Origin of the sequence: Micromonospora sp. WMMC273 (assembly GCF_027460285.1) — a bacterium.
Classification (GTDB): domain Bacteria; phylum Actinomycetota; class Actinomycetes; order Mycobacteriales; family Micromonosporaceae; genus Micromonospora; species Micromonospora aurantiaca.
Genome location: NZ_JAPZBE010000002.1, coordinates 18,002 through 44,743, shown reverse-complemented (window position 1 = coordinate 44,743; position 26,742 = coordinate 18,002). Strand labels below are relative to the sequence as shown.

The following is a 26,742-nucleotide window of genomic DNA, read 5'->3' as shown; positions in this document are numbered from 1 at the left end:
TAGCGCGAATCGTAGCGGCAGGCGGGGAACGTCTGTCCACCCTTAAGTGAGCCATAAAGGTCACGAGTCTGTGACAACAGTGGGTAACGGTCTACAGGTCAGACCACTTTGTAAACACCCCCCGAAAGTTGACTACTTCACTGTTAGTGGGTACCGTCACAGTTGACCGCCACGGACGCCTGGAAGTCCGGGCAGGAGAAAGGACGACTGTGACTGAGAACGTGGAGACGGCCGTCTCCCGGTGGGAAGCCCTACAGCGGGACGCGAGGACCGCCGAGGAGCACGCCTGCCTCATCCGCGCTCGCCGCGCGGTGCCGAAGGATCTGGCGCCGGAGGCGTACGCACGGGCCGCCGTCGAGGTCTACCAGACGGTGCTCACCGACGGTGACTACCGGCATCTGGACCGCGAGCTGCCGCACCCGGCGCAGGCCGCCGACATGATCCGGGTCCGCGACGAGGGTCACCTCGACGGGCCGGGCCTGATGGCCAGCCGGATCAACGGGCAGGTGCGGCTGATGATGGCCCGCCGGGGCTGGGCCACCTTCCGCTCCCGCGACGGCGCGCCGTTGCCGGCGCGGGACTGGGCGGGATACGTGCAGCTCACGGTGGAGGGCGAAGCGGTCGCCACCGCCGTGCTCGCGCTGCCGATCGACCTGCCCGACGCGGTGGCCGCCGCGCTGCTGGCCGTCGAGCGGGGCGGCCCGGACGGGTACTCCGGACAGTGGCCGGGGGCCCGGAACACCGAGGGCGTCTGCCGGGCGTACCGGCTGGTGACCGCGCGGGCGTCCCGGCAGGGCTTCCCCGCCGACTGGTACCTGCTGACCGAGGCCGGGACGGAAGCACTCAACCGGTGGCGGGAGGACCGGCAGCCGTACATCCGTCCGTCGGTCAGCCAGTACCGGCTACTCGGCGAGGTGCTGTCGCGGGCCGTGCGGCGGCGGACGTACCCGCCGGGCACCTACGAGGTGTGTCGGCGTAACGGCTGGCTGGAATGGGATGAGGCCAACGACCCGGACCACGTCCTGTGCACGGTGACGGCGCTCGGCAGGCAGGCGGTCGCCCGGTACGACCGCGGCAGCGGGACGGCGGCCACCGCGCGCCGGAAGCTGCCGCAGATCCGGGTGGTCGAGGTGACCAAGGGCCAGACGGTCCGGCTGTCGAACCGCCGTGGCTGGCGGCTCGGGCCGGAGTGGGTGCGGGTCGTGGACGTGGAGAAGCAGCCCGCCGAAGGGCGTAAGCCCGGCGGGTGGTGGATCTTCATCGAGCAGCACGGCCGGCGGGTGCCGTACGGCGGGAGGCCGTTCGCGGCCCGGCAGATGTTCGACGTGCAGCAGCCCGGTAGCTGACTTTCCTCTGTGGTCCCCCGGAGTGACCCGAACGCTCCGGGGGACCACCCCCCTGACCGGGCCGGCCACCTGGAAGGCCGGCCCGGGGTATCCGAGAAAGGACGACCGCGATGGCGGACGAGAACGACGACGGGCAGGGCTACCAGCCCGAGCGGTGGGTGTTCGGCGGGAGCCGGGCCAGCAAGGGCAGGCGGGTGCACGCCTGGGTGCCGCCGGGTGCGACGGCCGAGGACGAGCTGTGGTTCCCGGTGATCGGTGGCGGGAAGTCGATCGGTGGTGTGTACGAGGTGCACGTGCGCCGCAGCGGCGAGAAGGTGTCGATGCAGGAGGGCGTCACCTTCATCGGCCGCGGTGAGGACACCGCGCTGATCCTGGAGCTGGAGGTGCGGCACCGGGAGGCGGAGACGTACCTGTCGATGCGGCAGGCCGAGCGCAACGCCGGTCGGATGTCGGAGCTGGACGCCGCGCTCGCGCCGTTGGAGCGGCTGATGGCGAAGGCGCCGCCGATGCAGCGGGACGCCTTGTTGGTGCTGGTGTTGCGGCGGTTGGCGAACGCCAGATAATCACCCCCCGGTGGTTGATTATTTCGGGGGGAGTCGGTAACGTCATGGGTGTCAGGGCGGGCCGCCTGGAACGGCCCGCCTCGCCACCGAGAAGGGACTGCCCTGCCATGGAAACTCTGGACCTCGCGCACGTCACCCGGACTGCCGGCGACTACTCCTACACCCGCGTCTGCCGGATGCCGGAGGGCTTCACCGTCCGGGTCCGGATCAAGCGCGACTCGTACAAGACGCAGTCGTTCGCGGTGGTCGAGGTGCTGACCCCCGGGCTGACCTGGACGGACCTGGCCAGCGAGGACGCCTCGGTCTGGTACGACGACAGCCCGCGTACCAACGGCCTGAAGGCCATGGAGCAGATCGCCGGGCGGCTGCTGACGCGGGCGACCACCATCCTGACGGGCAAGCGGGCCGTCTGACCTGCGCTTCCTGTCAACCCCCGGGGCGGTAAATCACCCCCCGGGGGTTGACTATTTAACGGGTAGGCGGTAACCTTCAAGGGGTAACGGCGGGTCGCCTGGAACGGCTCGCCACCGAGAAGGGAGCCAGCCATGCGCACGATCAGACTCGCGGAAGGACTCGGGACGGTGCAGATCAGCAGGCAGCGCGGTGAGGTCCGGATCGCCGGGCAGTTCATCGGCCGGATCAGCCGTCGCGACGGCCGGTGGACGGTGCCGGGCAGCCCGCAGGGGTACCGCGACCCGGAGCAGGCGGCCGAGGTCCTGGCCGAGACGTTCGCCGGGGTGACGGTGTGATGGCCACGGAGACCGCCCTGACGTCCACGGAGAGCGTCCCGACGTCCGGCCCGTACGTCGACTACCGGCGGCGGCTGTTCGCCCGTCTGGTGGTGCTCGCGGTGCAGCAGCCCGGCGCCGATCTGGCCGGGGTGACCACCTACCTGCTCGACCGGCCGGAGTTCACCGGCCAGGCGATCGGGCGGTGCCTGACCGCGCTGCACCTGACCCTGGCCAACGAGTGGGTGAGGGCGAAGACGTTCGTGTCGAGGCACCCGGATGTTGCTCGGCTGGTCGCCGAGGACTGACCCCCCGCCGACCCCTCGCGGCTGTCCTGCCGCGAGGGGTGGTCAGAGGGCCAGCCCTGGGAGCAGCCCCTACCGAGAAAGGACATCCATGTCCCCCACGATCAACCCGGCCACGGGCCGGCCGTACGTCCTGACCGACGTGACGCACGCGCTGGAGCTGGTCCGCCGCCGGTTCGGTATCGACCTGTCCGAGCCGTACGCCCTCCTGGAGCACCCGGGCCACCTGGCGGCGGTGCTCGTGGTCGACGAGACGCGCCACGCCCTGCGGCATCTGGAGTACACCTCGGCGGTCGGGCACCGCTCGGTGTCGACGCTGCGGGTCACCGTCGCCGACGTCGACTGCCGTCATGCCTTCGACGCTCCGGGCTGGACCGAGCTGCGGGCGGTGCCCGAGCTGGTGGCCGTCCTGCGTGACCGCTACGAGCTGATCGGCCGTCTCGTCGGCCACTACCTGACGACGTTGCCGGTGTGCGAGCACGGCGTGCGGCGGGTGGAGGGCTGCACGCCGTGCGACCGGATGGACCTGCGGGTCGCCCGGCTCCGGCTCGGCGCGCCGTACCTCAACGACGCCGAGAAGGCGTGGATGCGCGACGTGCAGGGCTGGCACATCCCCGAGTCGTGGGAGGAAGCCCGGGAGGTCGCCGCGCAGATGACCGCGTCCGGGGTGCCGTACGACGACGAAAGCTGACCCCCCGCCGGCCCCTCGCGGCAGGACAGCCGCGAGGGGTGGTCAGGGGGCCAGCCCTGGACGACGGGCCCCGGGTCGAGAAAGGACAGCCAGCCATGACCGGTGGTGGAGCAGTGGAAGCGGGTTCCGGGGTGGACCCGCGTGAGGGAGGGGGATACGTGGTTCAGCTGATCGAGACGGCGCCGATAACCGCGGCCGAGGAGCGGGCCGTGCACTACCTGATCACGAACGGGCCGGGGTATCTGGACCTGTTCAAGCCGGAGCTGGTGGCGCAGTTGCTCGCCGCCGGCCGGGTGCGGCTGGACGGCGACGGGCGGTACGCGGTGACGGCGCTCGGGCGGTACGAGGTCGGGCGGGCGGACACGATCCCGGCCGGTGAGGTGATCGCCGTGTTCGACCCGGCCAGCCGGGAGGTGACCGGCTCGGCGCGGGGACAGGATCTGTTCCGGCTGCGGTTGCCGGAGGGCGGTGGGTGGTTCCGGCCGTGGCGGGAGCAGGTGGCCGCGGTGCTCGGGGTGTTCGGCTGGACGGTGACGGGGCAGTGGTCGCAGGTCGGTGAGCCGGACGAGAGCGGGCAGGTCCGGTGGGGCACGGTGCTGCGGTACGAGCGGGACTGAGACGAGGCGGCAACCCCCGGAAATTCACCCCCCGGGGGTTGTCTACTTCACGGGTAGGCGGTAACGTCGAGCAGGGCGGCGGGGCACCTGGAAGCCCCGCCCGGAACCGAGAACGGAGTACGGCATGTCCGAGAACGACGAGGTGCGCAAGGGCCTGACGGTGAGCGTCTACCGGCCGGCGGACGGCCACGACGCCACGATGAACGGCATCAGCTCGCGGTACGACCGGCTGACGGTGGTCGGGATCATCAACCGGACCGACCTGTCGCGGGAGCTGGTGGTCGAGCCGCTGCCGGTCGCGTGCCAGCACCGGGCCGCCACTGCGGACGCCCCGGCCGTGCTGCTGCAGAGGCGGTGGATCGGCGGTGAGGTGCTGTCGCTGATCCCGGCCGACCTCGACGGCCGGACGCTGCGGATGCACCTGAGCCGGTGGATGTTCGGCAGCAACTTCGCGTGGGTGACCGACTCGCGGTTCTCCTCGCTGCTGGGCCACCGGTACGCGGCGATCGCCGTGCATGACCGGTGCGAGTGGTGACCGGCGCCGTCGGGGCGGACGCGAGCGGTGAACTCGTGTGGGTCTGCGGGGTGTGCGGGCAGGAGCTGGGCGACTTCTCGCAGGTCGCGTCGGGTGACTGTGTGTTCTGCGAGCTGATCATGGGTGAGTGCTGCTTCGTCTACGACGAGCGGAAGGCCGAGGTGAGCTGCCCGCCGGGCCGGTGCCGCGACCCGCAGCGGCGGTAGCCGGAGCCGAGACAACCCCCGGGAGGAAATCACCCCCCGGGGGTTGTCTATTTCATGGGGAGGCGGTAACGTCATGGGTGTCAGGGCGGGCCGCCTGGAAGCCCCGCCGAACGGACGAACCGAGAAGGAGCCGGTCATGATCCTCACCCCCCGCGTTGGTATGCGAGTCGCCCACGACATGCCCGTCCCGTCCTACCGGGACGCCTGCGGCGACCGGCACCGCAAGGGCAAGGTCGTCAGCAAGCCGTTCGACAGCAGCCGGGGCAAGCGGGTCGACGTCCAGTGGGACTGCGGCTGCCTGGCCAAGCCGCTGCTGCGGCTGCTGCGCCGCGACGGCCGGATGCCGCTGGCCTGGCTCCGGGAGTACCGGCAGAAGACGCACCAGTTGACCGGCCGGGAGATCGCCGAGCAGTTCTACGCCTTCGGGCTCACCCCGGACCACGCCGCCCGCTGGGCCCTGCGCGGGTTCCTTCCGGCCGAGGCCCGGCCGTGGATCATGCACGACTTCACCCCGACCACCGCGGCCCGCAACGCCAACCAGTTCCGGTCGGTGGAGCAGGTGCTCGCCGAGCGGGCCCGCCGCCAGCTCGATGAGGTGCTGCCCGGCTGACCCGGGACGGATCAGGCCCCCGACACCCCCCGGTGTCGGGGGCGCTGCGCGTGTGCGCGGTACCGTCGAGACGGGTACCTGGAATACCCCACCCAGCCGAGAGAGGTGCACCGTGGACACCGTAGGCGACCGGATGAAGCAGTGGCGCAGGCGTCGGGGCGGCATGTCCCAACGGACCCTCGCCGACCTGGCCGGCCTGTCGCAGGGCTACGTCTCGCAGATCGAGTCCGGCCAGAAACCGCTGGACCGCAAGAGCACCCAGGTGGCGATCGCGCAGGCGTTGAACATCACCGTGCCGCAGCTGCTCGGGCAGCCCGCCACCGACGCGGACCCGGTGCGGGACCGGGCGGTGGCGTACGTGCCCGCGATCCGGGACACGTTGATAGAGCTGGCGTACGGCGAGCGGCGGCCACCGCGGCGTGACGCGACCGCCGTGCGGGCCGCTGTCAGCCATGCCACCGACCTGCGTAACGCCGCCGACTACGGGGCTATCGCGCCGCTGCTGCCGGACCTGCTGATGGACCTCGCGGGCCACGGCATGGACCTCGGCGGGGAGATGGTCGAGACGCTGTTCACCACCCGGTTCACGCTGCGCACGATGGGACATATGGACCTGTCGCGGGAAGCGGCCGAGGTGGCGGTGACGGTGGCCCGGGACTACGGCGACCCGGCGTGGATCGGGCAGGCCGCGTACAACCTGGTGCAGGCGTTCCCGCAGGAGTCCGCCGTGGTCGGTCACCGGATGGCGGTACGCGCCGCCGACGAGCTGGACACGGCGAAGGGCCGGGGCGCGCGCGAGGTGTACGGGTGTCTGCATCTGCTGGCGGCGTTGGAGTCGGCGGTGGCGAACCAGGCCGGCCAGGCGTACGCGCATCTGGACGAGGCCGAGCAGGTGGCCCGGTCGGTCGGTGAGCCGCAGCGGCGTACCGACCTCACCGCCGGCTGGAACGGCAACTGGTTCGGGCCGACGCAGGTGGCCATCTGGCGGATCACCATCAACGCCGAGCTGGGTGAGGCGGGGGCGGCGTTGGAGTCGGCCGCCCGGGTGGACATGAGCAAGATGCCGGTGCCGAACCGGCACGTCTACTTCTGGACTGATCAGGCCCGCGCGCTGGCCGCGTTGGGTAAGGACCGGGAGGCGATGGGCGCCTTGGCGAAGGCCGAGCGGTCGGCGCCGCAGCACTTCCGGTTCTCCCCCGCGACCCGGGATCTGACGGCGTCGTTGATCGCTCGGGCGAAGCGGCGTGCCGTCGCCGGCGAGCTGTCCGATATGGCCCGAAAGTTGGGGCTGCACCCGCTCTGACCTGCGGAATCGCGGTATTACTTTTGGCGATATTCCGAGGTGGACACCCCCATACCGTCACTCACAGCGACGCGCCACCTTGACGCCCGTTAGGTTGGCGCGTCGCCCCAGGACCGGGTCTGAGGGCCGCCCCCGTGGCTCTCAGACCGCCCGGTCCGGGTCCAGCAGACGCGCGCAGCCCCGCCAGCCCAGCGCCGCGAGCGCCGCGTCTCGGGATTGAGGTACGGCGGTGGCCACCCTGGACAACCGCCGCCGTACCCGCCTCCGGTGAGGAGAGGGACATGCGGCGAGCGAACCACCCGGCCGGGAGCCGGCCGTGAGCACGACGTTCCCCAACCCGCTGCCGGAGCCGGGACGTCTGGCGCCGCTGCCGCCCCGGCCGGACGGCGTCACCCACTGGTACGCCCGGCCCTCGTGGACCTGCGACCACGACTGCGGGCCGTGGCCCTGCCCGGTCGCGCGGGTCGAGCTGGGCGACCACTTCGCCGACGACCCGACAGCCCTCGCGCTGTTCGTCGTCGCGCACCTGCCGCACGCCGCCGCTGAGGCGGGCACGCTCCTCGTCGACGAGCTGCACGAGCTGTTCGTCGCGTGGACCCGCCCTGCCGTCCGGCCTGCCGCGGCCCCTGAGCACCCGGACCGGGACCCGAGGTCGGCCCGGGTGAACCACGGCGCGGGGACCGACTCCCCGCAGCAGCATGGAACAGAGGAGGTCCCCATGGACCTGTACGCGCTCGACGTGGCCCCCACCGCGAAGCCCGGCGTCAAGCTGTGCGGCGGCAACCTCACCTCCGACAACGAGTCCTGCGCCGTCGTGCGGGAGATCCAGCCGGGGGTGTACGAGGTCACCGACAGCAAGGCCCCGGAGCGTCCGGGCCTGCGCTTCGACCGGGCCGAGATGGAGAACCTCGGCATGAAGTTCCCGGCCGAGTTCCCCGCCTGACCGACCGCCGGCTGCTACACACACCAGCGGTCATCGGGTCGCCTCCCGCCCTGTGCGGGGTGGGGGGCGGCCCTCCGGGCGGCGTCAGGAGGAGCAGGGTGGAAGGCTGGACGGGGCACTGGCACGGGTACGGGCCGTGGATCGGGCCTGCTGCGGAGTTCGCCAAGGAGGGCCCGCGCCGGCCGTCGAAAGACCCCGACCAGCACCGCCTGTTCCTGGCGAACACGATGACTCCGACGCAGACCGGAGCGTGGCTGCTGCGGCCGAGGCAGGCGTCCCGCGACCGCACCTGGACCGACGTGGACGACGCGTTGGCCTGGTACGAGCAGGTGTGGCGGTCCAACCCTCCGGGCGGTGACGTCCTGCCGATCGAGACCGCGCTCCCGCTCGACCGCGGTCACCTGCTGCGGGGCAGCGACATTAGCGCCGGTTACTACAACCCGAGCTTCCTGTTCGTGGCGTTCTCGATCGTCTGCTGCCCGCAACCCGTCTTCTTCCCGGGCGTGCCCTGCCCGATGCCACCGCGCTAACCCCCCGAGGAGGGGCCCTCATGTCACTGCGACTGCTGCTGCCGGACCACGCCGACCGTCTGTTGAAGGACTGGCCGGACGACCTGGTGGTGTTCGACGACCGCGAGCCGACCGAGTTCGATCAGGCGATCACCGCCGAGTGGCTGATGCGCTACGTGCGCAACGGCTGCCTGCCGGTCAAGGAGATCGCCGCTGTCCGCGACGGGCTGTCGCTGACTCAGCAGGCGTTCCTCGACGGCAACGGACACGTCGCCGGCGAGCGGCTGATGAACTTGCTCGACGCCGGTTTCACGCTGCGGCTGGGCAACATCCAGCGGATCTTCCCGTACTTCGCCGACCTGACCCGGGGCATCCAGTCCGAGACCGGCTTCTCCAACTACGTGCACGCCTTCTTCACCCCGGGCGGGAAGCAGGGCCTCAACTGGCACTGGGACCAGCAGGTCGCGTTGGTGGTGCAGATCTCCGGCACGAAGCGGTGGGAGCTGTGGCGCCCGATCGTGGACGGGCCGATGCGCGAGCACCTGCTGTCGTTCAAGGTGTGGACGCCGGAGACGTTGAAGGAGTGCCTGAACGCCGGCCCGCATCAGGTGATCGACCTGGAGCCGGGGCAGGCGATGTGGATGCCGCGGGGGTGGATCCACAACCCGCACAACGTCGAGGACGACATGTCGGTGCACCTGACGTTCGCGATCCGGGAGCGGACGCCGTACTGGGCGGTGGACGAGATGGTCAAGGACGCCATCGGGGTGCCGGGGCTGCGGCGGGTGCTGGCGCCGGAGACGGTGCTCGGGCCGGAGCTGGCGGCGGCGGCCGGGGCGGCGCGGGACGAGCTGGTGGCCTATCTGCAGGGGCTGGACATGGACGTGCTGGCGGGTTCGCTGCGCGAGCGGGCGTTGAGGGATAAGGAGTTCACCATCTGAGGCTCCGCGACGGCGGGTGAACCGTCGCGGGGGCAGCCGGTCTGGGTGAGGGTTCCGGTTGCCGGGGAGGTGATGGCCGACGCCAGGGGGTACAGCGGCCGTCACCTCCCCAAACTTTTTTCGGCCATAGACCAGGGATGATGCACCTCCCCACCGAAAAACACCCCCCCGAGGTTGACTACTTCTGCGCCAGTCGGTAATGTCTTGGGTGTCAGGAACAGCGGGCCACCTGGAAGGCCCCGACCGAAAGAGGAACCGAGATGGCCGCCAAGGCGCAGACCCCGAACACCGCTCAGACCGCCGCTCTCACCGAGGGCGCCGCCACCGGCTTCCTGCCGGCGGACACCCCGAACGCCAAGCGCACGGCCGAGGCCTGCGTCCGGCGCGGCTGGGCCACTCAGGACGACGAGGGCCGCTACCCGATCACCGACGCCGGTCGCATGGCCATCGGCGTGGAGCCGGTCGACCCGCCGGTCGACGAGGTGCCGGCCGACGACGTGCCGGTGGTCGACCTGCGGGCCGACGAGGCCGAGGCCCCGGCCGAGGAGGTCGAGGAGCCGAAGACGCTGGAGGACTTCCGCGCCGAGGACGAGGCCCGGGTGGAGATCGGCACGATCGTGGACGAGGACGAGACCCCGGCCGAGCAGGACGCCCCGGCCGAGCAGGTCGAGGAGCCGAAGACGCTGGAGGACTTCCGCGAGGAGGACCTGGCCCGGGTCGAGATCGGCACGGTCGTGGACGAGGACGAGGCCCCCGAGGGCGACGTGGAGGGCACGGAGCCGGTCGAGGCTGAGGCTCACCCGTACGACGAACTGGCGGACGCGGAGGAGCCCGCTCAGCCGGTCGCCGAGGCCACCGAGGAGCCCGAGGCCGAGGTGACCGAGGAGCCGGCGGCCGAGGCCGCCGCCGAGCCCGAGGCCGAGGCCGCCGCCGAGGAGCCGCAGGGCTTCCCGGTGCCGGAGATCATCAAGGTCAACATCGACAAGATGGAGGCCGGTCGGCTGCTGGTGCTCACCGAGGGCCAGCGGGTGCACCACCGGGAGCGGATCGTGGGTGGCTGCAACGGTGAGGGTCACCGCCGGGGCGTGCTGACCGGCCGTCACCGCATCACCCAGGGCCGCGACCACGTCGAGGTCAAGCTGGACTGCGGGCACGTCAAGTGGCCGCTGCAGCGGGTGCTGGTGGTCGAGGCGATGCCCGGTGAGTGGCTGGAGGCGTACGTGGCCACCGCGGGTGAGCTGACCGGTGACCTGGCCGGGGTGCAGACGGCGATCGAGTTCTACGCGATGGGCCTGACCGGCGGCGACGCCGGGGCGTGGGTGCGGGAGGGTCACTCGCCCGCTGCGGCGCGGCAGGCGATCCGGGACGGCAAGACCCCGGCTGAGCTGGTCGCGGCCTGATCGGAACGGGTCAACCCCCGGGGGGAATTCACCCCCCGGGGGTTGATTACTTCCGGGGGAGGCGGTAACGTCATGGTTGTCAGGGCGGGTCGCCTGGAAGCCCCGCCCGGAACCGAGGAGGTCACGATGCAGGTGCCGATGTTCCACCACCCCCGGCCGGTCCCGCCGGCGCACCACCGCCGGATGAACGCCACGTTCGCCAAGATGAACCAGGCGCTGGACCGGGCGCTCAACGGCGACCCGGACGCCGCGATGCGGCTGGTCGCGCAGGTGCGGGAGGCGCTGCTGACGCCGGTCCGGATGACCGAGCAGGAGCGGCGGGAGGAGATCCGCTACCTGCGGGAGGTCGAGGCGTACAACGCCGCGGTGGCCCGCCACCGGCAGGCGGTGCAGGCGGTCAAGCAGGCCCGGATCAACCAGGCCGAGGTGGCGAAGGTGCGGGCCGGGGCGTGCAAGAGGTGCACCATGACGCACGCGGGCGGGCCGGACGCCTGCTGAGCACAACACCAACCCCCGGGGGGTGACCCCCCGGGGGTTTCCCATTTCCCGAGAAGTGGGTAACCTGCCGGGGTGGTCAGGGCACCTGGACGCTCTGACCGCTTCCAGTCGAGAAAGGACACCTGCGTGGTGAAGATGTCTCCTGCCGCCGTGCGCCTGTCGCTGGCGGCGATCAACGACCCCGCCCACGAGCACGACCGGCTTGCCGCCGCCCGCACCGACCTGCGGGAACGGATGATGGCGGCCGGGCTGGTGCAGCGGATTGAGGGCCGGGAGGGCGACCGCTACGCCCTGACGGACCTGGCCCGTACGGAAGTAGGCCCCGGCCCGGTCAATGCCGTGGGAAGGGACCTCGGCGTGCGGATGCAGCCGTCGGACCGGCCGGGTGTCCGGTCGGAGTCCCGGACGCTGTTCTGGGTGACCGGCGCCGGGGTGCGGGCGGGATGGCGGCGGGTGTGCCGGATGGACGACGGCACGTGGGTGCTCGCGTTCGAGCCGGTGGTCGCCCCGTCCACTCCCCGCGACCACGCCGCGGTCGGTGACCACCTGCTGGTGGCCGGCCAGGTCCGGCGGGTGACCGCCCGGACGAGGGCGGTCCTGGACCCGACGCTGTGGCCGAGCGCGGGCGTCGGCGGGGACCGGGCCGAGGGCGTCACGGCGTCGGGCCGGCCGTTCGTGCTGACCCGCTGGGGCTGCGTGGTGACGCAGACGGTGACGCAGCGGACCGGCGACGAGACGAGAACGGTGGTCGCCCGGTCGTTCGTCCGGGCCCGTACGACGTTCTCCGACGCTCTGGCCGAGCTGCGGCCGGGCGCGCGTCCTGCTGAATGATCGACATCGTCGGGGCCTCGGTGGACACTCCACCGAGGCCCTGACGTGTGTAAGGGCCAGGGAAGGGAGCTGACCATGACCGATCCGAACCCGGACGACCCGCCCGTCGACCCGCCGGTCGACCCGGAGCCGGAGGAGCCACCGGTCGACCCGGAGCCGGAGGAGCCACCCGTCGACCCGGAGCCGGAGGAACCGCCGCTGCCGCCGTCCGATCCGGACAGCCCGGAGTATCCGGAGTACGTGTCGTCGGGGCAGAAAGCGGCCGACCTGTACACCGACCTCAGCTCGCCGCCGGACCCGACCGACGACGACCAGTGGTGGATCGACCATCTGACCGGCGCGTCGCGGGAGGTGCTGCTGTTGGTCCGCGAGCCGGCGGCGGTGTACGTGGCGGTCCAGACGGTGTGCGTGCCGGAAGCCGAACGGGGGTACGGCATCGGGACCGCGGTGATGCGGGCGGTCACCGAGCGGGCCGACGCCCGGGGGTGGACGTTGACGTTGCCGTACGGGTTCGACGTGGAGTCGCCGGACCTGGCCGGCTGGTACCGGGGATGGGGGTTCGTGCCGAACCGCGGCGCGCGCCGTGACCCGGCCACCGACGGGGTGATGTACCGCAAGGCCGTCTAGCAGGGGATACGGCCGGGTCGTCGCGGGAGGGGGCGACGATCCGGCCGTCTGGGGTGGCAACGGGATGGTGATCACCGTTACGGTCCCATCACCCCCCGCGAGTTGTTGGTTTCCCCTCGGAAGGTTGATCGTTGCCTGCTCTGGACGCACCGCTGGTAGCCCGCGCGATACGCCGAGATCAGGAAGCCGTGGAGGAGCTGTTACGGCAGATGCGGCCCGGGTTGGTGCGGTACTGCCGGGCGCGGCTCGGGCGGCTGCACGGCACCTACACCACGGCGGACGACGTCGCGCAGGACACCTGCATGGCGTTGTTGGAGGCGCTGCCGACGTACCGGATCACCGGCGAGCCGTTCGCGGCGTTCGCGTACACGATCGCGCAGCGCAAGGTCGCCGACGTGTGGCGGCAGTACACCCGCGACCGGTCGGTGCCGACGAACCTCATTGCAGAGGAAGCGGACCCGGGACCAGGGCCGGAAGACCTGGCCTTGCAGGGAGATACGTGGGCACGGTTGTCCCGGCTGCTGTCGAAGGTGACGCCCGCTCAGCGGGAGATCCTGCTGTTGCGGGTGGGAGTCGGCCTGTCGGCCGAAGAGGTCGCGGTGGTGGTGGGGTCCACTGCGACGAACGTGCGGGTGCAGCAGACTCGCGCTTTGCAGCGGCTACGGGGTCTCACGGTTAACTGGGGAGCGAACTGGTGAGCGATCCGATCGACCTGGCGACGATAGCCGAGGACGATGCCTTCCTCGACGCCTTGGGCCGGGGGGAACGGCCGGGGCGGGGTGACCCGCTGGCTAACCTGCTGGCGGACTGGCGGGCGGACATCACCTCCGAGCCGGACCACAGCGACACGTTGAACCTGGAGGCGATCGCCGGGTGGGTGGCCACGGCGCCGGAGTCGGTGCCGGCGCGGTCGCGGTTGCCGCGGTGGGTGCCCCGGCCGAAGCGGGTGCACCTGGTCGCCGCGGCCGCCGCGGTGGTGACGGGTGTGGCGTTCCTGGGGGTGGGCAACGCCCAGCCGGGTGATCCGGTGTGGCCGGTGACGCGGGTGTTGTTCCCGGAGCACGCGCGGACGCAGGAGGCCGAGTGGGTGATGGCGCGGGCCCGGGTCGCGGTGCGGCAGGAGCGGTACCACGAGGCGTGGACATTGACCGAGCGGGCGGAGACCCTGGCGGGCAAGGTCGATGACCGGATCGTGGCGCAGAAGCTGGCGGCGGACATAGAGGATCTGCGGGGTCAGCCGGCGATGATCGACGCCCGGCGGCAGCTCGAGCGGGAGCAGGAGCGGGAGGAGCGGGAGCCGGGGCGGGGGCGTGCGCCGTCGCCGTCGCGGCCGGACGGCGGGTTCGATGTGGGGCCGACGCCGGGGCCCGCGCCGTCGCCGTCTGCGGGCAGCTCGGTGGCGCCGTCGCCGAACGGGGTCGCGCCGCCGGGGTCGCCGTCGGTGACGCCCTCGCCGTCGCCGTCGCCGTCGCCGTCGCCGTCGCGGCCGTACGCCGGGTTGCTGCCGCCGTTGCCGTTGCTGGGAGATCTCCCCCTCCTCTGAATTCACCCCCCGTAGGTTGATTACTTCACGGGGAGGCGGTAACGTGAGCCTGGTCAGGGCGGGTCGCCTGGAAGCCCCGCCCGGGAACCGAGGAGGTCACGATGCAGCAGCTCGCCCCGAACACCCTGGTCCAGTACGGCCGGGAGGCCTCCGAGCCGGCGCGGCTGGTGGGCTACAGCGGCGACGGCACGGAGGCGGTGCTGACGTACGGGAAGCTGGAGTTCCGGGTGCCGGCCGGTGACGTGCGCCGTCACCGCGTGGTGAAGCGGACGTGGATTCTCGGCCGCACGTCGGCGCGGGTGGTGATCTCCACGGAGCTGCTGGGCGAGACGTGGGCGCGCGGCACGATCTACCGCACGGCTGAGGGCTGGCGGATGATCGACGTCGACCACACCGAGCTGGGTGTGCACGACGGTGACTACATCGACGCGGAGCGGCGGTTGCTGGACGCGACGGCGGTGTTCGATGAGGTGACGCCGGAGGATCTGGTGTTCTGAGCGGTCGCGGGCCGTCAACCCCCGGGAGGAAATCACCCCCCGGGGGTTGTCTATTTCTCGGGTAGGCGGTAACGTCATCCTCGACGGCGGGGTGCCTGGAAACCCTCGCCGCCACCGAGGAAGGGACACCCCGATGATCAGCCTGCCCGTGGCCGTCGTGACCACCCGCCGCAACGCTCGCCTGCACCTCGCGGTGCACGGCCGGGCCTGGTGCGGCGCCGGTTCCGGTCGGATCCTCGGCCCGGTCCGGCAGCTCAACCCGGCCACCGCCGAGCAGGTGTGCCGCCGGTGCTCGCCCCGGCTGACCGCGCTGGTGGTCGAGGAGATCGCGGAGGCGTACCGGCGTCGGCGGACCTCCTGGGCGATCGCGCTGAACGTGATCGCCGACCGGCTGCGCACCCCGGCTCAGGCCGCCGCCGAGGAGGCGATGCTGGCCGAGATGCGGGCCCGGCTGTTCGCCCCGGCGCCGCAGCCGGTCGCGGCTGTCCTGCCGCGAGAGGAGCCGGAGGTCGACGCCGGACAGCTCGTGCTCTTCCCCGCCTGAGCGGGCCGTGGCGGCGCGAGCCGCACCGCCCGCTACGCCCACCCACCCCGAGGGCTCCTGGAAGGCCCTCGACCCCCGAGAAAGGCCCTGTGCCATGACCGTGCTCAGCAGCCGGACCGCCCGCAGCCGGCGGCCCCGTACCCGCCCGCCGCGCTACGTCGGTCAGCGGCGGATGACCCGATACGACGACCGGGTGCTGCCGCCCGGGGTGGTGCCGCTCTACCCTCGCCCGCCTCGGGAGCGGGCGGTCGGCCGGGTGGTCGTCGCCATGCCGGTGCTGGCCGACCCGCAGGCGACCGCCGTGGACCTCGCGGCTGTCCTGCCGCCGGTCGACCCGTGGTGGCACACCTCGCCGAGCCGTGAGCTGCCGATCGTCGAGGGGAGGTGACGGTGGTGATCGAGCTGATCCGTGTTCTGCCGGCGACGGTGGCGGCGTTGCCGTGGCCGGTGCAGGTCGCCGGGGTGGTGCTGGCCGCCGCTGCGGCGTACGGGCTGCACCGTCTGCTCTCCCGCCTCTAATTACCCCCCTAGGGTTGACTACTTAATGGGTAGTCGGTACCGTCACAGTTGACCGGGGGCGGCCTGGACGCCCCCGCCTGACACGAGGAGATCCCCGTGCGTACCTACCTGTCCCCCGTCGTCAGCCCGTTGGGCGTCGGCGGCGACGAAGAGGCCTTGGCCTACATCCGCACGCTCGGGCTCAGCGCCAGCGAGGTCGAGTTCACCGCCGCAAACCCGTCGATGCCCGCCCACCGCCTGGCGGTGCTGCTGGTCGACCAGGCGCGCATCGCCGTGGCGCTGGCCGAGGACGTCGCCGGGAAGATGGAGTCGGCCGCCCGCGACATCAGCGACGCCGCGCGGGCCGCAGACCGGATGGAGCTGGCCGAGCACTACAGCAACCCGCGCTCCACCGTGGATCACCTCGACGCGAACCTGCAGCACCGGCAGGAGGAGGTGACGGTGGTGGTGGCGGGGTTCGCCAAGGCGCAGCAGCTGGTGCTGCTGGACACGCTGATCAGCGCGACGGTCGCCGCCTACGACGAGGCCCGTCGGCAGGGCGTCTGACCGGCCAGCCACGACCGCCCGCCCGGCGCGGGCGGTCCTCTGGCCGGTCAGCCGCCTGGAGGCTGCCGGACGAGGGGAAAGGCTCCCGTCACCATGGAACAGAACACCATCGCACCGGACCTGCGTGAGCAGGCCAAGGAGCTGCTGCGGCGGATCGGTCTGCCGGAACACCTGGACCTGGACGTGCTGATCCGGGCCGGGTCGCCGCTGGCGCCGGTCGCCCGGACGGCGCTGTCGCTGGCGGTCGCCCGGGTCCGCCGGCTGTCGCGGTTGCGGACCGGAGCGGAAGCGCTGATCGGTGACCTGCACGCCTACGTGGCCAACACCGAGCAGGGGCGACGGCCGCAGCCGTTGAACGCCGAGGCTCTGCTGGGGCTGGCGCGGGAGGAGGGTGCGGTCGCGTCGCTGGACGAGATGTTGGGCCGGCTGGTCGACGCGCTGATCGAGGCGTCGGGCGGGTCGAGGGCGTCCGGCGGGACGAGGCCGTCGTGAAGACGGCGCCGCCGTTGCCGAACCCGCTGCCGTGCGGTGTGCACGTGCAGGTCCGGCAGGAGCGGCATCCCGAGCACGGCGAGCGGTTCCGGGTGCTGGCCAACGGCACGGTGATCTACGACGTGACGTTGAGTCCTGACGGCCGGAAGCTGCGGGTCACCCCGCCGGGTGGGCCGTGGGTGGAGCTGGACGTGCCGCAGCCGCCGGGTGGCCGGTATCCGGAGGAGACGGTCGCGCGGTGGGTGCTGCGGTACTGGTCGGAGCTGCTGGTGCTGACGCGGGTGTGACCGGTGTGGACAACCCCCGGGGGGACGGAAATAACACCCCCCGGGGGTTGTCTATTTACGGGGAAGCGGGTAACCTGATGGGGGAGGCGGCCGGTGGCCGCCGAACCGAGGAAGGGGACCTGATGAGGGACCTGACAGCCGTGCCGAAAACCTGGATGGGCACGGTGACCACCATCCGACGCGGGTACGTCCGCCGCGCTCCGGATGGCTCCTACACCGACCTGTCCGGCAGCGGGACCGCACCCGGCGAGCGGGTCGCGGCGATGATCCGCGAGGGCTGGGCCGGCCTGCGTTCCGGCACCGATGAGGTGGAGCTGACCGTCTACGGCGACGCCGCGGTGACGCTGACGGAGCAGCGCATCGGTGACCTGCCGATGTCGGTCCAGCGGGCGCTGGTGCTCATCGACCGGGAGACCGTCCCGGCCGACGGCGGCGGGCGTCTGGACGCCCGGGTGATCACGGCGGTGACCGGCCGGCGGCTGGTGACGAGATCGGGCGGGTGCCTGCGGTTGACCGGCTCCGGCCGGACCGCGTTGACCGCGCTGCGCACGACGTGGGGAGTTCGGGCATGAGGAAGGACATCGGGGCCGAGCAGGCGCGCCACGAGCTGGATGTGCTGCTGGCGTTCGCTGACGGGTTGACCGCCCCGGCGGTGGAGGGCCGTCTCGGCGCGCCGCTGCGGCGGCCGCCGGGGGTCGACCTGCCGGAGGTGCCGCCGACGCGGTTCACGGCGGCCGACGTGCCCCGGCTGCGGGACCGGCTGTTGGAGCACTGGGAGGTCGACGGCGGGCTGCGGGTGCTGTTCGGGATGCACAACAACGTGATCCGCACGCCGTGGCTGACCGCCGGCGGGCGGCCGGTGCGGCCGATGAGCCGGTGGGAGTACGAGCAGCAGCTCCGGAGGTGGCTGGCTGAGGCCGAGCTGTTCTTCGTCACCTCGGACATGACGACCGTGGCGCGGCAGGCGGCCGAGGCGATGCCGAACTACGAGGTCAACGCCGACACCATGCCGGCGCGGGTCGGGTTCTGCGTGTGGGCCGACGCGATGTCGGACGTGCGGGCGCATCCGGACAACGACCTGCGGCCGGGTGAGCGGTGTGTGCTGCAAGCGGTGCTGTGGGCCGAGACGATGACGCCGGAGGGGCCGGGGGTCCAGCTCGTCACGCTGCAACTGTCCGACGTCATGCTCGGCACCCGGCTGGTCGACCCGGAGGAGGTCGCGGCGTCGGTGCGGGTGCTCGGGCCGTTGTGCTACCACGAGGAGTACGAGTTGCCGTACGGCAACCGGCCGTTCGGGGCGCCGGAGGGGATGCAGGTCGGGAACACGGCGGTCGGGGCGGTGATGTCGACCTGGCTGATGATGAGCCAGCGGATCACCGACGTGCAGAAGGAGCCGCTGCCGCGGTCGGTGCGGCGGGCGTACACCCGCCAGGGGCGGCCGGAGCCGGTGGTCCGGACGGTGACGTTGCGGCGGGCGGCGTCGGCGGCGCAGGAGCGCGAGCCGGGGCAGGAGTCGTCGCGGGTCTACACCAAGCAGTGGGTGGTGCGCGGGTACGGGTACTGGCGGAACACCTGGTATCCGTCGAAGGGCGAGCACCGGCAGCAGTTCGTGTACGTGCCGGACTACGTGAAGGGTCCGGCGGGCGCGCCGTTGGTCGGTGGGGAGCGGGTGAGCGTGCTGCGGCGGTGACCGTTCGGTGAGGCACGGGCGACCCCCGGGGGGATTTCACCCCCCAGGGGTTGTCTATTTCCGGGGGTGGCGGTAACGTCACCGCTCGCCCGGCGCGCGCCTGGAAGCGGCCGGGTCGGTACCGCCGACGGTGCGGCGGTTGATCCCGAGGAGAGCCATGCTCATCAATCGTGCTGCCCTGGCCGTAGTGGGCCTGTCGCTGGCCGCGCTGGTCGGGTGCGGGGGCGGTGAACCGGCCGCCGGGCCGTCGTCGGCGCCGTCGTTGTCGCGGCCCGCGCCGTTGCCGACGCAGGACTGGTACCGGCAGGCGTGCCACCTGCTGCCGTCGGGGATGTTGGAGGTGCTGGAGGAGTTGGGGGCGACCCGGCTCGCCGGGGAGGCTGCGGAGAAGTCCGGGGAGCGGGAGATGCAGGAGCTGGGCCGGCGGCTGCTGGCGGCGGTGACGGCGCGGGAGGCGGCCGACCTGTACGGCACGCAGGATCAGGCGGTGGACGCGAACCTGGACATCAGCCGGGTGGCGTTGGAGATCAGTGCGGCGTGCGGCGCGCGGTACGGGGACGGGCCGTGGTGAGCTGACCTGCACGGCTGAGACAACCCCCGGGGGAAATCACCCCCCGGGGGTTGTCTATTTCTTCGGGAGTCGGTAACGTCATGGGTGTCGACGGGGCCGCCTGGAAGGCCCCGGCAACCGCAGGAGGAACCGAGATGACCAGCATCAACGCAGTCGGCGTGCCCGTGACCACCACGACCGGCGTCGTCCTGGCCAGCGACTTCACCCCGAACACCGCCGACGTCACCCGGCACCGCTGGGACCTGGGCAAGCTGCGGCACCTGATCGCGGCGCTGGGCGGCCAGCCGGTGATGGTGGTCTGCGAGCGGCGGACCGGCTTCGCCCTGATCGGGGCGCAGCTGGTGGAGGCGTTCGACGGCGGCCCGAGCCGCGGGTGGCGGGTGGCGATCCGCAGCCACCGCGCGGACGGGTCGGTGGGCACGACCAACTACCGGGTCGACGACCTCGGCGAGACGATCGTCCCGCTGACCGTCCCGGGTGAGCGGTACACCAACGTGCGCTCCGACGCTGTGCGGTCGTACTCCGCGGAGCAGACGAAGGCGATCCTGTGGGCGCAGGCCCGCCACGGCGAGGGCCGGACCCGGGGCACCTGGACGGCGTGGCCGACGAACCACGAGGTGCACGTGCGCTACGCCCCGAACATGGAGCACCCGCAGTGGCGGGAGATCGGCGGGACGCCCTGGTCCGGCCGGGTGCGGCTGAGCGACCTGGCCGACTGAGCCGGCGCGGGGAGGAGACCCCCGGGAGGTGAGAAATCACCCCCCGGGGGTTTTCTATTTCCCGCGTAACCGGTAAACTGTGGGGGCGTGCGATCGCCAAGGAATCGCACGTCGCGTCGCGCCTGGGGCCTGGAAGCCAGGGAGCACGCGCCAACCGAGAAAGGGCTCCTCATGCCTGAGACACCGCAGGGCGGTGAGCAAGATCACCCGCCGTCGATCCCGGCGTTCCCGCCGGACGCCCTGACCTGCGAGACGGACTACTGCATCGCCATGCCCCACCCGGGCGACCCGATCCATGTCGACGCGACCGGCACCCCGTTCCGCGCCGACGACCTGGCCCCGGTCGGGCCGGTCCCCGGGCAGACCGACTGCCCGTGGCCGGGCTGCCCGTGGAGCGAGGTCCACCCGTACGAGGCCGACGCGGACGCCGCGACCGCCGGTCACCTGCGCGACGAGCACGACGGCCGCCGGCCGGGTGACCTCGACGCGCTCGACCAGGCGTGGCGGGAGCCGCAGCCGGGCCGGCCGGTCGACGACGACGCCGACGGGCCGTGGGAGCGGATGCAGGACGAGGGGCGGTGGCCGTCATGGATGTGATGGTCCTGGCCTGCTCACTGGCCCTCAACGGGTTCCTGGTCGTGCTGGGAGGCCGTCGTCAGGACGGGACTCGTCCGCTGTTCGCCCGCAAGGGCCGGGTGGTCATCCGCGCCACGCCGGAGCGGGGGGTAGAGATGACGGTAATTACCCCCTGACGGTTTACCATTTAATCGTGATCCGCTATTGTGCGGGGACGAGAGAGTCGGAACGGGCTGGCCCTCTCGTCCCCCCAAGAACAGGAGGTGCGCCGTGATGGCCACTGCCTCTGACAAGGAGAGCAAGCCGTTGACCGGCCGTGCTCTCGAACGGAAGCGACAGCAGTTGATCAACGATGAGACGTTGGTCGACATGCCGGGCATCGCGAAGATGCTCGGTGTCGAGTACCAGACGGTGAAGTCGTGGCGGAAGGACTACCGCAACAACATCGCCACCGCCAACGAGGAGACGCCTCACCCGAAGCTGCTGCCGAAGGAAGACGGACCTGACATCCCCGGTAAGCCGACCTGGAAGGCCGGGACGATCCGGCGCTGGGCGATGCAGACCGGGCGGATGACGCCAGATGGACAGGCGGTGAAGATGAAGCCGCCGGGCCGCCCGCGCAAGACGGGGTGACCTGTCACAGCCTCGCGGCACGATAGCCGCGAAGGGGCGAGCTTGAAGAAAGTTCGCCCCGGGGATGATCGGCGCAGAGCCTGGAATGCATCAATGCCGAGTCCCCGGGGCGGAACCGAGAAAGGATCTCCTGCACCAACCGTGCATACGCACTGCCGAGGCGGGTTCTCCTGAGCCCACGATACACGGACGGTCGTTTCGCCTCCACGAGGCGACCGCAACGCGCGCCACTGGTGCGCGCCGTGCGGGCTGTCCAGGCGCCACGGCTGGCTCTCCAACCCTCACCAAGATGACGCACCCCCGGGTCGGCCGTGTAGCGATAGCTGGCAGGCATCTCGATGGCTTCGCCGGGGGCACGTCGGACAGGAGCACCACGATCATGGCGATCGCCAGTCCCCCCGACGACAACCGTAGCGACCCCACCGACCAGAACGCACCGCCGGCTGACGGTGCGCCGGAACCGCCCGAGCAGCCCGCCGAGGTCGACCGTCAGCCGTTGACCGACCTCATCCCGGGTGAGCACAGGCCCTCACAGCTCCGGCCGCTCATGGGCCGTTACAAAGGCCCGCGTAACTTCGACGACCAGCTGCGCATGGCCGCCTCGCTGGCCAAGGCCCGCTTCGCCGTGCCCCGCCGCTACCGCGACAACCCCGCCGACGTCCTGGCCATCATGCAGGTCGCGCAGGCCCTCGACGTGGACCTGCCGGTGGCCTGGGACAACGTGTTCTTCGACGAGGAGGGCAGCAGCCGGATGCGGGCCCGGCTGATGCACGCCCTGGTCATCCGGGCCGGCCACCAGGTCACCCCGCTGGAGGTGTCCCCCACCAGCGTGTCGATGATGATCCGCCGTGGTGACGGCAAGCCGGGCGGCGGCGCGCAGTTCACCGCTCTGGAAGCCGCGACGACCGGGCTGCTGAACCGCGACGACAAGGCGGCGGTGTGGACCCGGTTCACCGAGGACTCGCTGTGGGCGCGGTGCATGTCCCGCCTGGTGCGCCGGTACGCCCCGGAGGTCACCCTCGGCATGTACGAGGTCGCCGACGTCGGGGAACCGCCGTTGGACGACATCCTGGAGCCGGACATGTCCGGGGTCGAGCTGGACGCCGACGGGCATCCGGTGCCGGCGCCGGACGTCGCCGAGCTGCTGAGCAGGCTCGACCCGAACGGTCCGCTGATCGAGATCCGCAAGCTGTGGCGGCAGGCCGGGGAGGAGGGGCTGCTGCACCGGTACGCCGGGGTGGTCGGGCAGGTGCGGGTCACCGTCAACGAGCTGCTGTTCAACCAGGGCAACCGGGCGCAGGCCCGGGAGGAAGCCGCGGCCGCCGCAGCCGCCCGGGCGGCAGTCGAACGGGAGACGACGGCCGCCGTTCGCGGGAAGACAGCCGCGAAGAAGAGCACCACGGCGAAGAAGACCACCGCGGCGAAGAAGACCACCACCACGGCGGCGAAGAAGACGCCGGCGAAGTCCACCACCGCGGCGAAGAAGACCACCACGGCGGCGAAGAAGACCACCGGCGCGAAGAAGAGCACCGGCACCCCGGCCCGGTCCCGTACCCGGGGACCGCTCGAGGAACCGCATCCGGTGATCGACGCGGCGGCCGGTACCTCCGGGCTGCTGCCGTGCGGCTGCGACGCCGCCGCCGTGCTCGCCTCCGGCCAGCACCGGAAGGACTGCACCGGTCATGTCGGGTGACGTGATCACGGTCGAGGAGCTGGCCACGGTCGAGCACCGGCTCCGGACCGCGATGGGGCGGGCGTTCCGCGCCGAGACCGCGTCGCGGGAACGCGACCCGCACCACCTCGGGCTGTCCAGCGTCGGCACCTGCACCCGCCGGGCGGCGTACGCCCTGGCGAAAACGCCGGTCAGTGACCGGCCGCCGGTGCGGGAGGCCCGCCAGGCGAACCTCGGCACCTGGGAACACGCCGGGCTGCTGCCCCGGCTGTCCGAGCAGTTGCCCGGGTCGCGGGTGGAGTCGAAGGTGCGGCTGCGGGCGGCCGGGCTGGAGCTGGTCGGGTCGATCGACCTGGACGACCTGGACGGGGTGGTGGACCTCAAGACGGTCGGGGAGCACCGGTTGGCGGCGGTCCGCCGGCTGTGGCGGCCGTTCTACCACAACCGGGTGCAGGTGTCGTCGTACGCGTTGGCGCGGCTGCAGATGGGCCGGCCGGTGCGGTGGGTGGCGTACCTCTACATGGACCGCGCGTCGGGCGCGGAGGAGGTGGTGGTCGAGCCGTTCACCAACGCGCTGGCGTTGGAGGTGATCGACCGGGTGACGCTGCTGCGGGCGTTGTCGGCCGACCCGGACCGCGCGCCGCGCGACGAGCGGGGGCCGGGGCTGTCGCTGTCCTGCGACGAGTGCCCGTGGCTGAAGCGGTGCTGGGGGCCGGACGCCGAGCCGTCGGTGGTCGGGCCGCAGGCGGTGTCGACGGACCCGGAGATCATCGCGGCGCTGGCCGACTACGACGACGCCCGCGCGCGGGCGTCGCAGGCCGAGGCCGACAAGAAGTGGGCGCTGGCGCGGTTGAACCGCGCGGCGTACGGCACGTACGGCCCGTACCGCTACGGCCGCAAACGCGACATCGAGGAGACCGACCGGGCTGCGGCTGAGCAGCGGTTGGTGGATCTGGGCGAGCCGGTGCCGAAGAAGAAGAAGCGAGGTGCTGTGGACATCAAGGTGGTCAGCCGGGTGCCGCAGCCGGGGGAGGGAAAGCCGTGAGCGTGGAGCACAACGACCCGTGGCAGTTCATCGACCTGTCCACGGACGGGCTGATCGCCATCACCGAGGAGGACACGGCGGCGCTCGGGCACGTGCTGATCCACATGGTCGACCAGCGGTGGCTCGGGCCGATGCTGTACACCTGGGCGGCGATGTTCGGCCGGCTGATGACCCCGCCGGGCACCACCCCGGAGCAGGCGGCGGCCGGGCTGGCGGCGGTGCCGTCCCCGCACGGCCGCGACGAGCCGTGGTTGCGGGTGCTGACGACGGTGATCCGGGCGGCGGTGTTCGGCGACGGGGACATGGTCAGCGCCGGGCTCGCGGCGGCGGGCGAGCTGCCCGACGAGCAGCGGTGGCAGTTCGTGTCGTCGCTGGGGCAGACGCTGACGGTGGCGCTGGGGCAGGAGGACATCGACGCGCGGGTGTTCCGGGTGGTGCACCTGTTCGGGTTGTCGGCCCGCCATCCCCGGCTCTACGAGGCGGCGCCGTCGCTGGTGGACCTGACGCTGGCGGTCGCCCGGCGGCAGATGTCCGAGGTGGATCAGATGATCGCCGGGATGCGGGAGGAGCCGGTCGAGCGGGTCGAGGCGCGGGCGACTCTCGCGGCCCGGACCCTGGCCAGCATCAGCGCCCATGACGTGCTGGTGACCGTTTCCCGGCCTGAGAGCGACGGTGACGGACCGCCGGCCCTGCTCGACTGGTCGGACCTGAGCGCCGACCGGCAACGCTCACGAGTCGAACTGGCGAACTGCTGGGTGTTCCGGATGGTGCACGCCTTCCACCACGACGAGCCGGAGATGGCCGGTCGGATCCTCGTGCACGGCCAGACGGTCATGGCTGAGCGGGAGGTGCCGGACCCGAGACGGATGGTGGCGGTGGCGGTGATCGGTGCCGCGGTCGAGCTGATCGCCGCCGGGTTGTGCTCCTACGAGGAGCAGATCGAGCAGGCCAAGGAGGGGTGACCGGCCAGGCGGGGGCCGGCGCGTCGACGGCGGCGGGCCGGCCCCCGCCCGTGTCCGGTTCGGTGTGACACGGGTCCTTATCGGGCTACCTGGTGTGCGCGGAACCGGCCGGTACGGCATAAGGTGATGCCGGTCACGAGGTCGCGGCTAAGATGTTGCGCTTACTCGACCGGAACGTGAAAAAGAGTCGGCCCCCGATCCGAGGGGGATCAGGGGCCGACCGCGCCATATGAGGTTATGGAGGTGGTGCTGACAGGCCTGGCAGCCTGATCAAGCAGTGTTTACGGAGCACGATCAACAGATCCCATCTCCACTCAACCCCTGACCAAGACGCAAAGTCCCTGGACGGCGCTGGGCAAGTGGTGAGTCTACCGGACGGGCGCTGGGCGCGCGATATTACCCTCCGTCGGACCCAACATGGTTTCCCGGCCTGCGCCGTCTCAGAGACGGAAGGGCTCGATGATGAGCACGACCACGATCCGGGTGCGCGAATGACCGCCCGGAACCCGAAGACCAGTGATGAGGTCGAGGTCCGGGGCGGACGCCGTCCGCCGGCCCGCACGGAGGTCTTCGACTGGGTACCGCTGTCCGGGGTGTCCCCGCACGCGATCGCGCTGTACAACCTGCTGCGGATGCACGTGAACCGTGAGCGCGACGACGAGTTCGTGTGGACGGGCAAGCTGAACCTCGCGGTGATGATGGGCCTGTCCCGGGGCGACAAGATCGACCCGTACCTCACCGAGTTGATCCAGGTCGGGGCGGTCGAGAAGACGTGGGCCGGTATGCCGCGGCACAACGTCTACACCGTGCATTCGCTGCCGCCGCCCGGGTACACCGGGATCACCTCGCTGAAGCAGTGGTATCAGGCGCACAAGCCGCTGCTGGAGTTGAAGCGCAAGGCCGAAAAGGACGCCCGCGACGCCCGCCGGGCGAAGAAAGCGCAGGCCAACGCAGTTACCCCGAATACGGGGGAACAGTCAGTTACCCCGAAAACAGGGGAACAAGTTGCCCCCGAAACGGGGGAACATGTACCCCCCTGTGGGGGGGAACATGTTGCCCCGAAAACAGGGCGGGAACCTAGAAGGGGTTTTGAACCTCCAAGAAATGAACCTCCTCCTTCTCCTGCTGTTTCCTCCGACGAGCCGCCGGAGTGGGCGGTCGCTCCTACCGCAGAGCAGGAGCAGCAGCAGTCCTCTTCGGAGGATCAGAACCCCCACGGGCTGAGCGCCGAGGAGCAGGCGTTGCACAAGGCGTGCACGACGAAGCGGCCGCGGTGGTCGGCGTCGGTGCTCGCCGAGGTCCTGGCGGACCCGTTCATCCGGGAGCGGCCGTGGCCGCTGGTCGAGCGGGCGTTCCTGATCGCGGCGGGTACGGCGAAGACGTTCACCCCGCGCCGGTTGCTGGAAGACGCCTGCCCGCACTGGGATCAGGCCGAGAAGCAACTCGTCGACGAGGCGGCGGCGGTGGCGCGGGCCGCCGCCGACCCGGTCGCCGAGACACCGCCGGGCGGTGGGGTGCCGGTGAACGTGGTGCCGGAGCAGCGTGCCGGGGACTCGAAGGCGAAGCTCGCGGCGCACCAGGCGGCGCAGGAGGCGGCGGCGCGGCGGCGGCTGGCCGGGGCGAAGACGTGAGCGGGCAGGACAGCCGCAAGCCGTTCGTGTGCCCGAGGTGCGCGGCCCGGTCGTGGCATCCGGTCGACAAGCAGGAGGGCTACTGCGGGCGGTGCAAGGCGTTCACGGCGCCGCCGGCGTCGTCGGACACGATCGCCGTGTACGCGCTGCTGGCCCGGTAGC

39 protein-coding genes are annotated in these 26,742 nt (G+C 71.6%); all 39 read left to right on the top strand.

Annotation, left to right across the window (positions count from 1 at the left end):
• The first annotated feature begins 209 nt into the window (after positions 1–209).
• The 39 genes from O7611_RS31135 (at position 210) to O7611_RS30945 (ending at position 26,741) form a co-directional block, all read left to right on the top strand.
• Positions 210–1,346, top strand: coding sequence for a hypothetical protein (locus tag O7611_RS31135; protein ID WP_269698290.1), 1,137 nt, complete (start codon positions 210–212; stop codon positions 1,344–1,346).
• Between the two features lie 110 nt (positions 1,347–1,456).
• Positions 1,457–1,909 (top strand): hypothetical protein, encoded by a 453-nt coding sequence (locus tag O7611_RS31130; RefSeq protein ID WP_269698289.1) that lies wholly within the window; start codon positions 1,457–1,459, stop codon positions 1,907–1,909.
• Between the two features lie 107 nt (positions 1,910–2,016).
• Positions 2,017–2,322 (top strand): hypothetical protein, encoded by a 306-nt coding sequence (locus O7611_RS31125; RefSeq protein WP_269698288.1) that lies wholly within the window; start codon positions 2,017–2,019, stop codon positions 2,320–2,322.
• A gap of 132 nt (positions 2,323–2,454) precedes the next feature.
• Positions 2,455–2,658, top strand: coding sequence for a hypothetical protein (locus O7611_RS31120; RefSeq protein WP_269698287.1), 204 nt, complete (start codon positions 2,455–2,457; stop codon positions 2,656–2,658).
• Positions 2,658–2,945 carry a hypothetical protein gene (locus O7611_RS31115; protein WP_269698286.1) on the top strand — a complete coding sequence of 96 codons (288 nt, stop codon included), beginning with the start codon at positions 2,658–2,660 and terminating at the stop codon, positions 2,943–2,945. The genes O7611_RS31120 and O7611_RS31115 overlap by 1 nt, the downstream gene beginning before the upstream one ends.
• 88 nt (positions 2,946–3,033) lie before the next feature.
• Positions 3,034–3,633 carry a hypothetical protein gene (locus tag O7611_RS31110; RefSeq protein WP_269698285.1) on the top strand — a complete coding sequence of 200 codons (600 nt, stop codon included), beginning with the start codon at positions 3,034–3,036 and terminating at the stop codon, positions 3,631–3,633.
• A 158-nt stretch (positions 3,634–3,791) separates the two neighbouring features.
• Positions 3,792–4,250, top strand: a complete 459-nt coding sequence (locus O7611_RS31105; RefSeq protein ID WP_269698284.1) for a hypothetical protein — start codon at positions 3,792–3,794, stop codon at positions 4,248–4,250.
• Between the two features lie 124 nt (positions 4,251–4,374).
• Positions 4,375–4,785: a hypothetical protein gene (locus O7611_RS31100; RefSeq protein WP_269698283.1), complete on the top strand. Its 411-nt coding sequence runs from the start codon at positions 4,375–4,377 to the stop codon at positions 4,783–4,785.
• Positions 4,782–4,991, top strand: coding sequence for a hypothetical protein (locus O7611_RS31095; protein WP_269698282.1), 210 nt, complete (start codon positions 4,782–4,784; stop codon positions 4,989–4,991). Before O7611_RS31100 ends, O7611_RS31095 begins: the two co-directional genes overlap by 4 nt.
• Before the next feature lie 136 nt (positions 4,992–5,127).
• Positions 5,128–5,601 (top strand): hypothetical protein, encoded by a 474-nt coding sequence (locus O7611_RS31090; protein ID WP_269698281.1) that lies wholly within the window; start codon positions 5,128–5,130, stop codon positions 5,599–5,601.
• A 112-nt stretch (positions 5,602–5,713) separates the two neighbouring features.
• Positions 5,714–6,904: a helix-turn-helix domain-containing protein gene (locus O7611_RS31085; protein ID WP_269698280.1), complete on the top strand. Its 1,191-nt coding sequence runs from the start codon at positions 5,714–5,716 to the stop codon at positions 6,902–6,904.
• 316 nt (positions 6,905–7,220) lie between these two features.
• Complete coding sequence (locus tag O7611_RS31080; RefSeq protein WP_269698279.1) at positions 7,221–7,847, top strand: hypothetical protein; 627 nt, start codon at positions 7,221–7,223, stop codon at positions 7,845–7,847.
• Between the two features lie 98 nt (positions 7,848–7,945).
• A complete protein-coding gene (locus O7611_RS31075) occupies positions 7,946–8,377 on the top strand; it encodes a hypothetical protein (RefSeq protein ID WP_269698278.1) in 432 nt (143 codons plus the stop codon).
• A gap of 20 nt (positions 8,378–8,397) precedes the next feature.
• Positions 8,398–9,297, top strand: coding sequence for a JmjC domain-containing protein (locus O7611_RS31070; RefSeq protein WP_269698277.1), 900 nt, complete (start codon positions 8,398–8,400; stop codon positions 9,295–9,297).
• 260 nt (positions 9,298–9,557) lie between these two features.
• Positions 9,558–10,697 (top strand): hypothetical protein, encoded by a 1,140-nt coding sequence (locus tag O7611_RS31065; protein WP_269698276.1) that lies wholly within the window; start codon positions 9,558–9,560, stop codon positions 10,695–10,697.
• 126 nt (positions 10,698–10,823) lie between these two features.
• Positions 10,824–11,195 (top strand): hypothetical protein, encoded by a 372-nt coding sequence (locus O7611_RS31060; protein ID WP_269698275.1) that lies wholly within the window; start codon positions 10,824–10,826, stop codon positions 11,193–11,195.
• 129 nt (positions 11,196–11,324) lie between these two features.
• A complete protein-coding gene (locus O7611_RS31055) occupies positions 11,325–12,026 on the top strand; it encodes a hypothetical protein (protein WP_269698274.1) in 702 nt (233 codons plus the stop codon).
• 75 nt (positions 12,027–12,101) lie between these two features.
• Positions 12,102–12,653: a GNAT family N-acetyltransferase gene (locus O7611_RS31050; RefSeq protein ID WP_269698273.1), complete on the top strand. Its 552-nt coding sequence runs from the start codon at positions 12,102–12,104 to the stop codon at positions 12,651–12,653.
• Positions 12,654–12,784: 131 nt separating this feature from the next.
• Positions 12,785–13,351, top strand: a complete 567-nt coding sequence (shbA, locus tag O7611_RS31045; protein WP_269698272.1) for an RNA polymerase sigma factor ShbA — start codon at positions 12,785–12,787, stop codon at positions 13,349–13,351.
• Positions 13,348–14,196, top strand: coding sequence for an anti-sigma-D factor RsdA (locus O7611_RS31040; protein ID WP_269698271.1), 849 nt, complete (start codon positions 13,348–13,350; stop codon positions 14,194–14,196). The genes shbA and O7611_RS31040 overlap by 4 nt, the downstream gene beginning before the upstream one ends.
• 101 nt (positions 14,197–14,297) lie before the next feature.
• Positions 14,298–14,693: a hypothetical protein gene (locus O7611_RS31035; protein WP_269698270.1), complete on the top strand. Its 396-nt coding sequence runs from the start codon at positions 14,298–14,300 to the stop codon at positions 14,691–14,693.
• 133 nt (positions 14,694–14,826) lie between these two features.
• Positions 14,827–15,237, top strand: coding sequence for a hypothetical protein (locus tag O7611_RS31030; RefSeq protein ID WP_269698269.1), 411 nt, complete (start codon positions 14,827–14,829; stop codon positions 15,235–15,237).
• A gap of 94 nt (positions 15,238–15,331) precedes the next feature.
• A complete protein-coding gene (locus O7611_RS31025; RefSeq protein WP_269698268.1) occupies positions 15,332–15,625 on the top strand; it encodes a hypothetical protein in 294 nt (97 codons plus the stop codon).
• A 5-nt stretch (positions 15,626–15,630) separates the two neighbouring features.
• Positions 15,631–15,756 carry a hypothetical protein gene (locus tag O7611_RS31020; RefSeq protein ID WP_269698267.1) on the top strand — a complete coding sequence of 42 codons (126 nt, stop codon included), beginning with the start codon at positions 15,631–15,633 and terminating at the stop codon, positions 15,754–15,756.
• A gap of 96 nt (positions 15,757–15,852) precedes the next feature.
• On the top strand, positions 15,853–16,302 hold the full coding sequence (locus O7611_RS31015) for a hypothetical protein (RefSeq protein ID WP_269698266.1): 450 nt from the start codon (positions 15,853–15,855) through the stop codon (positions 16,300–16,302).
• 93 nt (positions 16,303–16,395) lie between these two features.
• On the top strand, positions 16,396–16,794 hold the full coding sequence (locus O7611_RS31010; RefSeq protein ID WP_269698265.1) for a hypothetical protein: 399 nt from the start codon (positions 16,396–16,398) through the stop codon (positions 16,792–16,794).
• Positions 16,791–17,081: a hypothetical protein gene (locus tag O7611_RS31005; protein WP_269698264.1), complete on the top strand. Its 291-nt coding sequence runs from the start codon at positions 16,791–16,793 to the stop codon at positions 17,079–17,081. Before O7611_RS31010 ends, O7611_RS31005 begins: the two co-directional genes overlap by 4 nt.
• A gap of 122 nt (positions 17,082–17,203) precedes the next feature.
• A complete protein-coding gene (locus O7611_RS31000; RefSeq protein ID WP_269698263.1) occupies positions 17,204–17,653 on the top strand; it encodes a hypothetical protein in 450 nt (149 codons plus the stop codon).
• Positions 17,650–18,771, top strand: a complete 1,122-nt coding sequence (locus O7611_RS30995; RefSeq protein WP_269698262.1) for a hypothetical protein — start codon at positions 17,650–17,652, stop codon at positions 18,769–18,771. The genes O7611_RS31000 and O7611_RS30995 overlap by 4 nt, the downstream gene beginning before the upstream one ends.
• Positions 18,772–18,928: 157 nt before the next feature.
• Positions 18,929–19,342, top strand: a complete 414-nt coding sequence (locus O7611_RS30990; RefSeq protein WP_269698261.1) for a hypothetical protein — start codon at positions 18,929–18,931, stop codon at positions 19,340–19,342.
• A 134-nt stretch (positions 19,343–19,476) separates the two neighbouring features.
• The gene (locus O7611_RS30985) at positions 19,477–20,061 is read left to right on the top strand and encodes a hypothetical protein (protein WP_269698260.1); all 585 of its coding nucleotides are present in this window, start codon (positions 19,477–19,479) and stop codon (positions 20,059–20,061) included.
• A 171-nt stretch (positions 20,062–20,232) separates the two neighbouring features.
• Positions 20,233–20,658 (top strand): hypothetical protein, encoded by a 426-nt coding sequence (locus O7611_RS30980; protein WP_269698258.1) that lies wholly within the window; start codon positions 20,233–20,235, stop codon positions 20,656–20,658.
• A complete protein-coding gene (locus O7611_RS30975; protein ID WP_269698257.1) occupies positions 20,649–20,813 on the top strand; it encodes a hypothetical protein in 165 nt (54 codons plus the stop codon). The genes O7611_RS30980 and O7611_RS30975 overlap by 10 nt, the downstream gene beginning before the upstream one ends.
• Before the next feature lie 94 nt (positions 20,814–20,907).
• Positions 20,908–21,270, top strand: a complete 363-nt coding sequence (locus O7611_RS30970) for a hypothetical protein (RefSeq protein WP_269698255.1) — start codon at positions 20,908–20,910, stop codon at positions 21,268–21,270.
• 379 nt (positions 21,271–21,649) lie between these two features.
• A complete protein-coding gene (locus tag O7611_RS30965; protein WP_269698254.1) occupies positions 21,650–22,963 on the top strand; it encodes a hypothetical protein in 1,314 nt (437 codons plus the stop codon).
• Positions 22,953–23,987, top strand: a complete 1,035-nt coding sequence (locus O7611_RS30960; protein WP_269698252.1) for a hypothetical protein — start codon at positions 22,953–22,955, stop codon at positions 23,985–23,987. Before O7611_RS30965 ends, O7611_RS30960 begins: the two co-directional genes overlap by 11 nt.
• Complete coding sequence (locus tag O7611_RS30955; protein ID WP_269698250.1) at positions 23,984–24,949, top strand: hypothetical protein; 966 nt, start codon at positions 23,984–23,986, stop codon at positions 24,947–24,949. The genes O7611_RS30960 and O7611_RS30955 overlap by 4 nt, the downstream gene beginning before the upstream one ends.
• A gap of 491 nt (positions 24,950–25,440) precedes the next feature.
• Positions 25,441–26,580, top strand: a complete 1,140-nt coding sequence (locus O7611_RS30950; RefSeq protein ID WP_269698248.1) for a hypothetical protein — start codon at positions 25,441–25,443, stop codon at positions 26,578–26,580.
• A complete protein-coding gene (locus O7611_RS30945) occupies positions 26,577–26,741 on the top strand; it encodes a hypothetical protein (protein WP_269698247.1) in 165 nt (54 codons plus the stop codon). Before O7611_RS30950 ends, O7611_RS30945 begins: the two co-directional genes overlap by 4 nt.
• Position 26,742 lies beyond the last annotated feature (1 nt).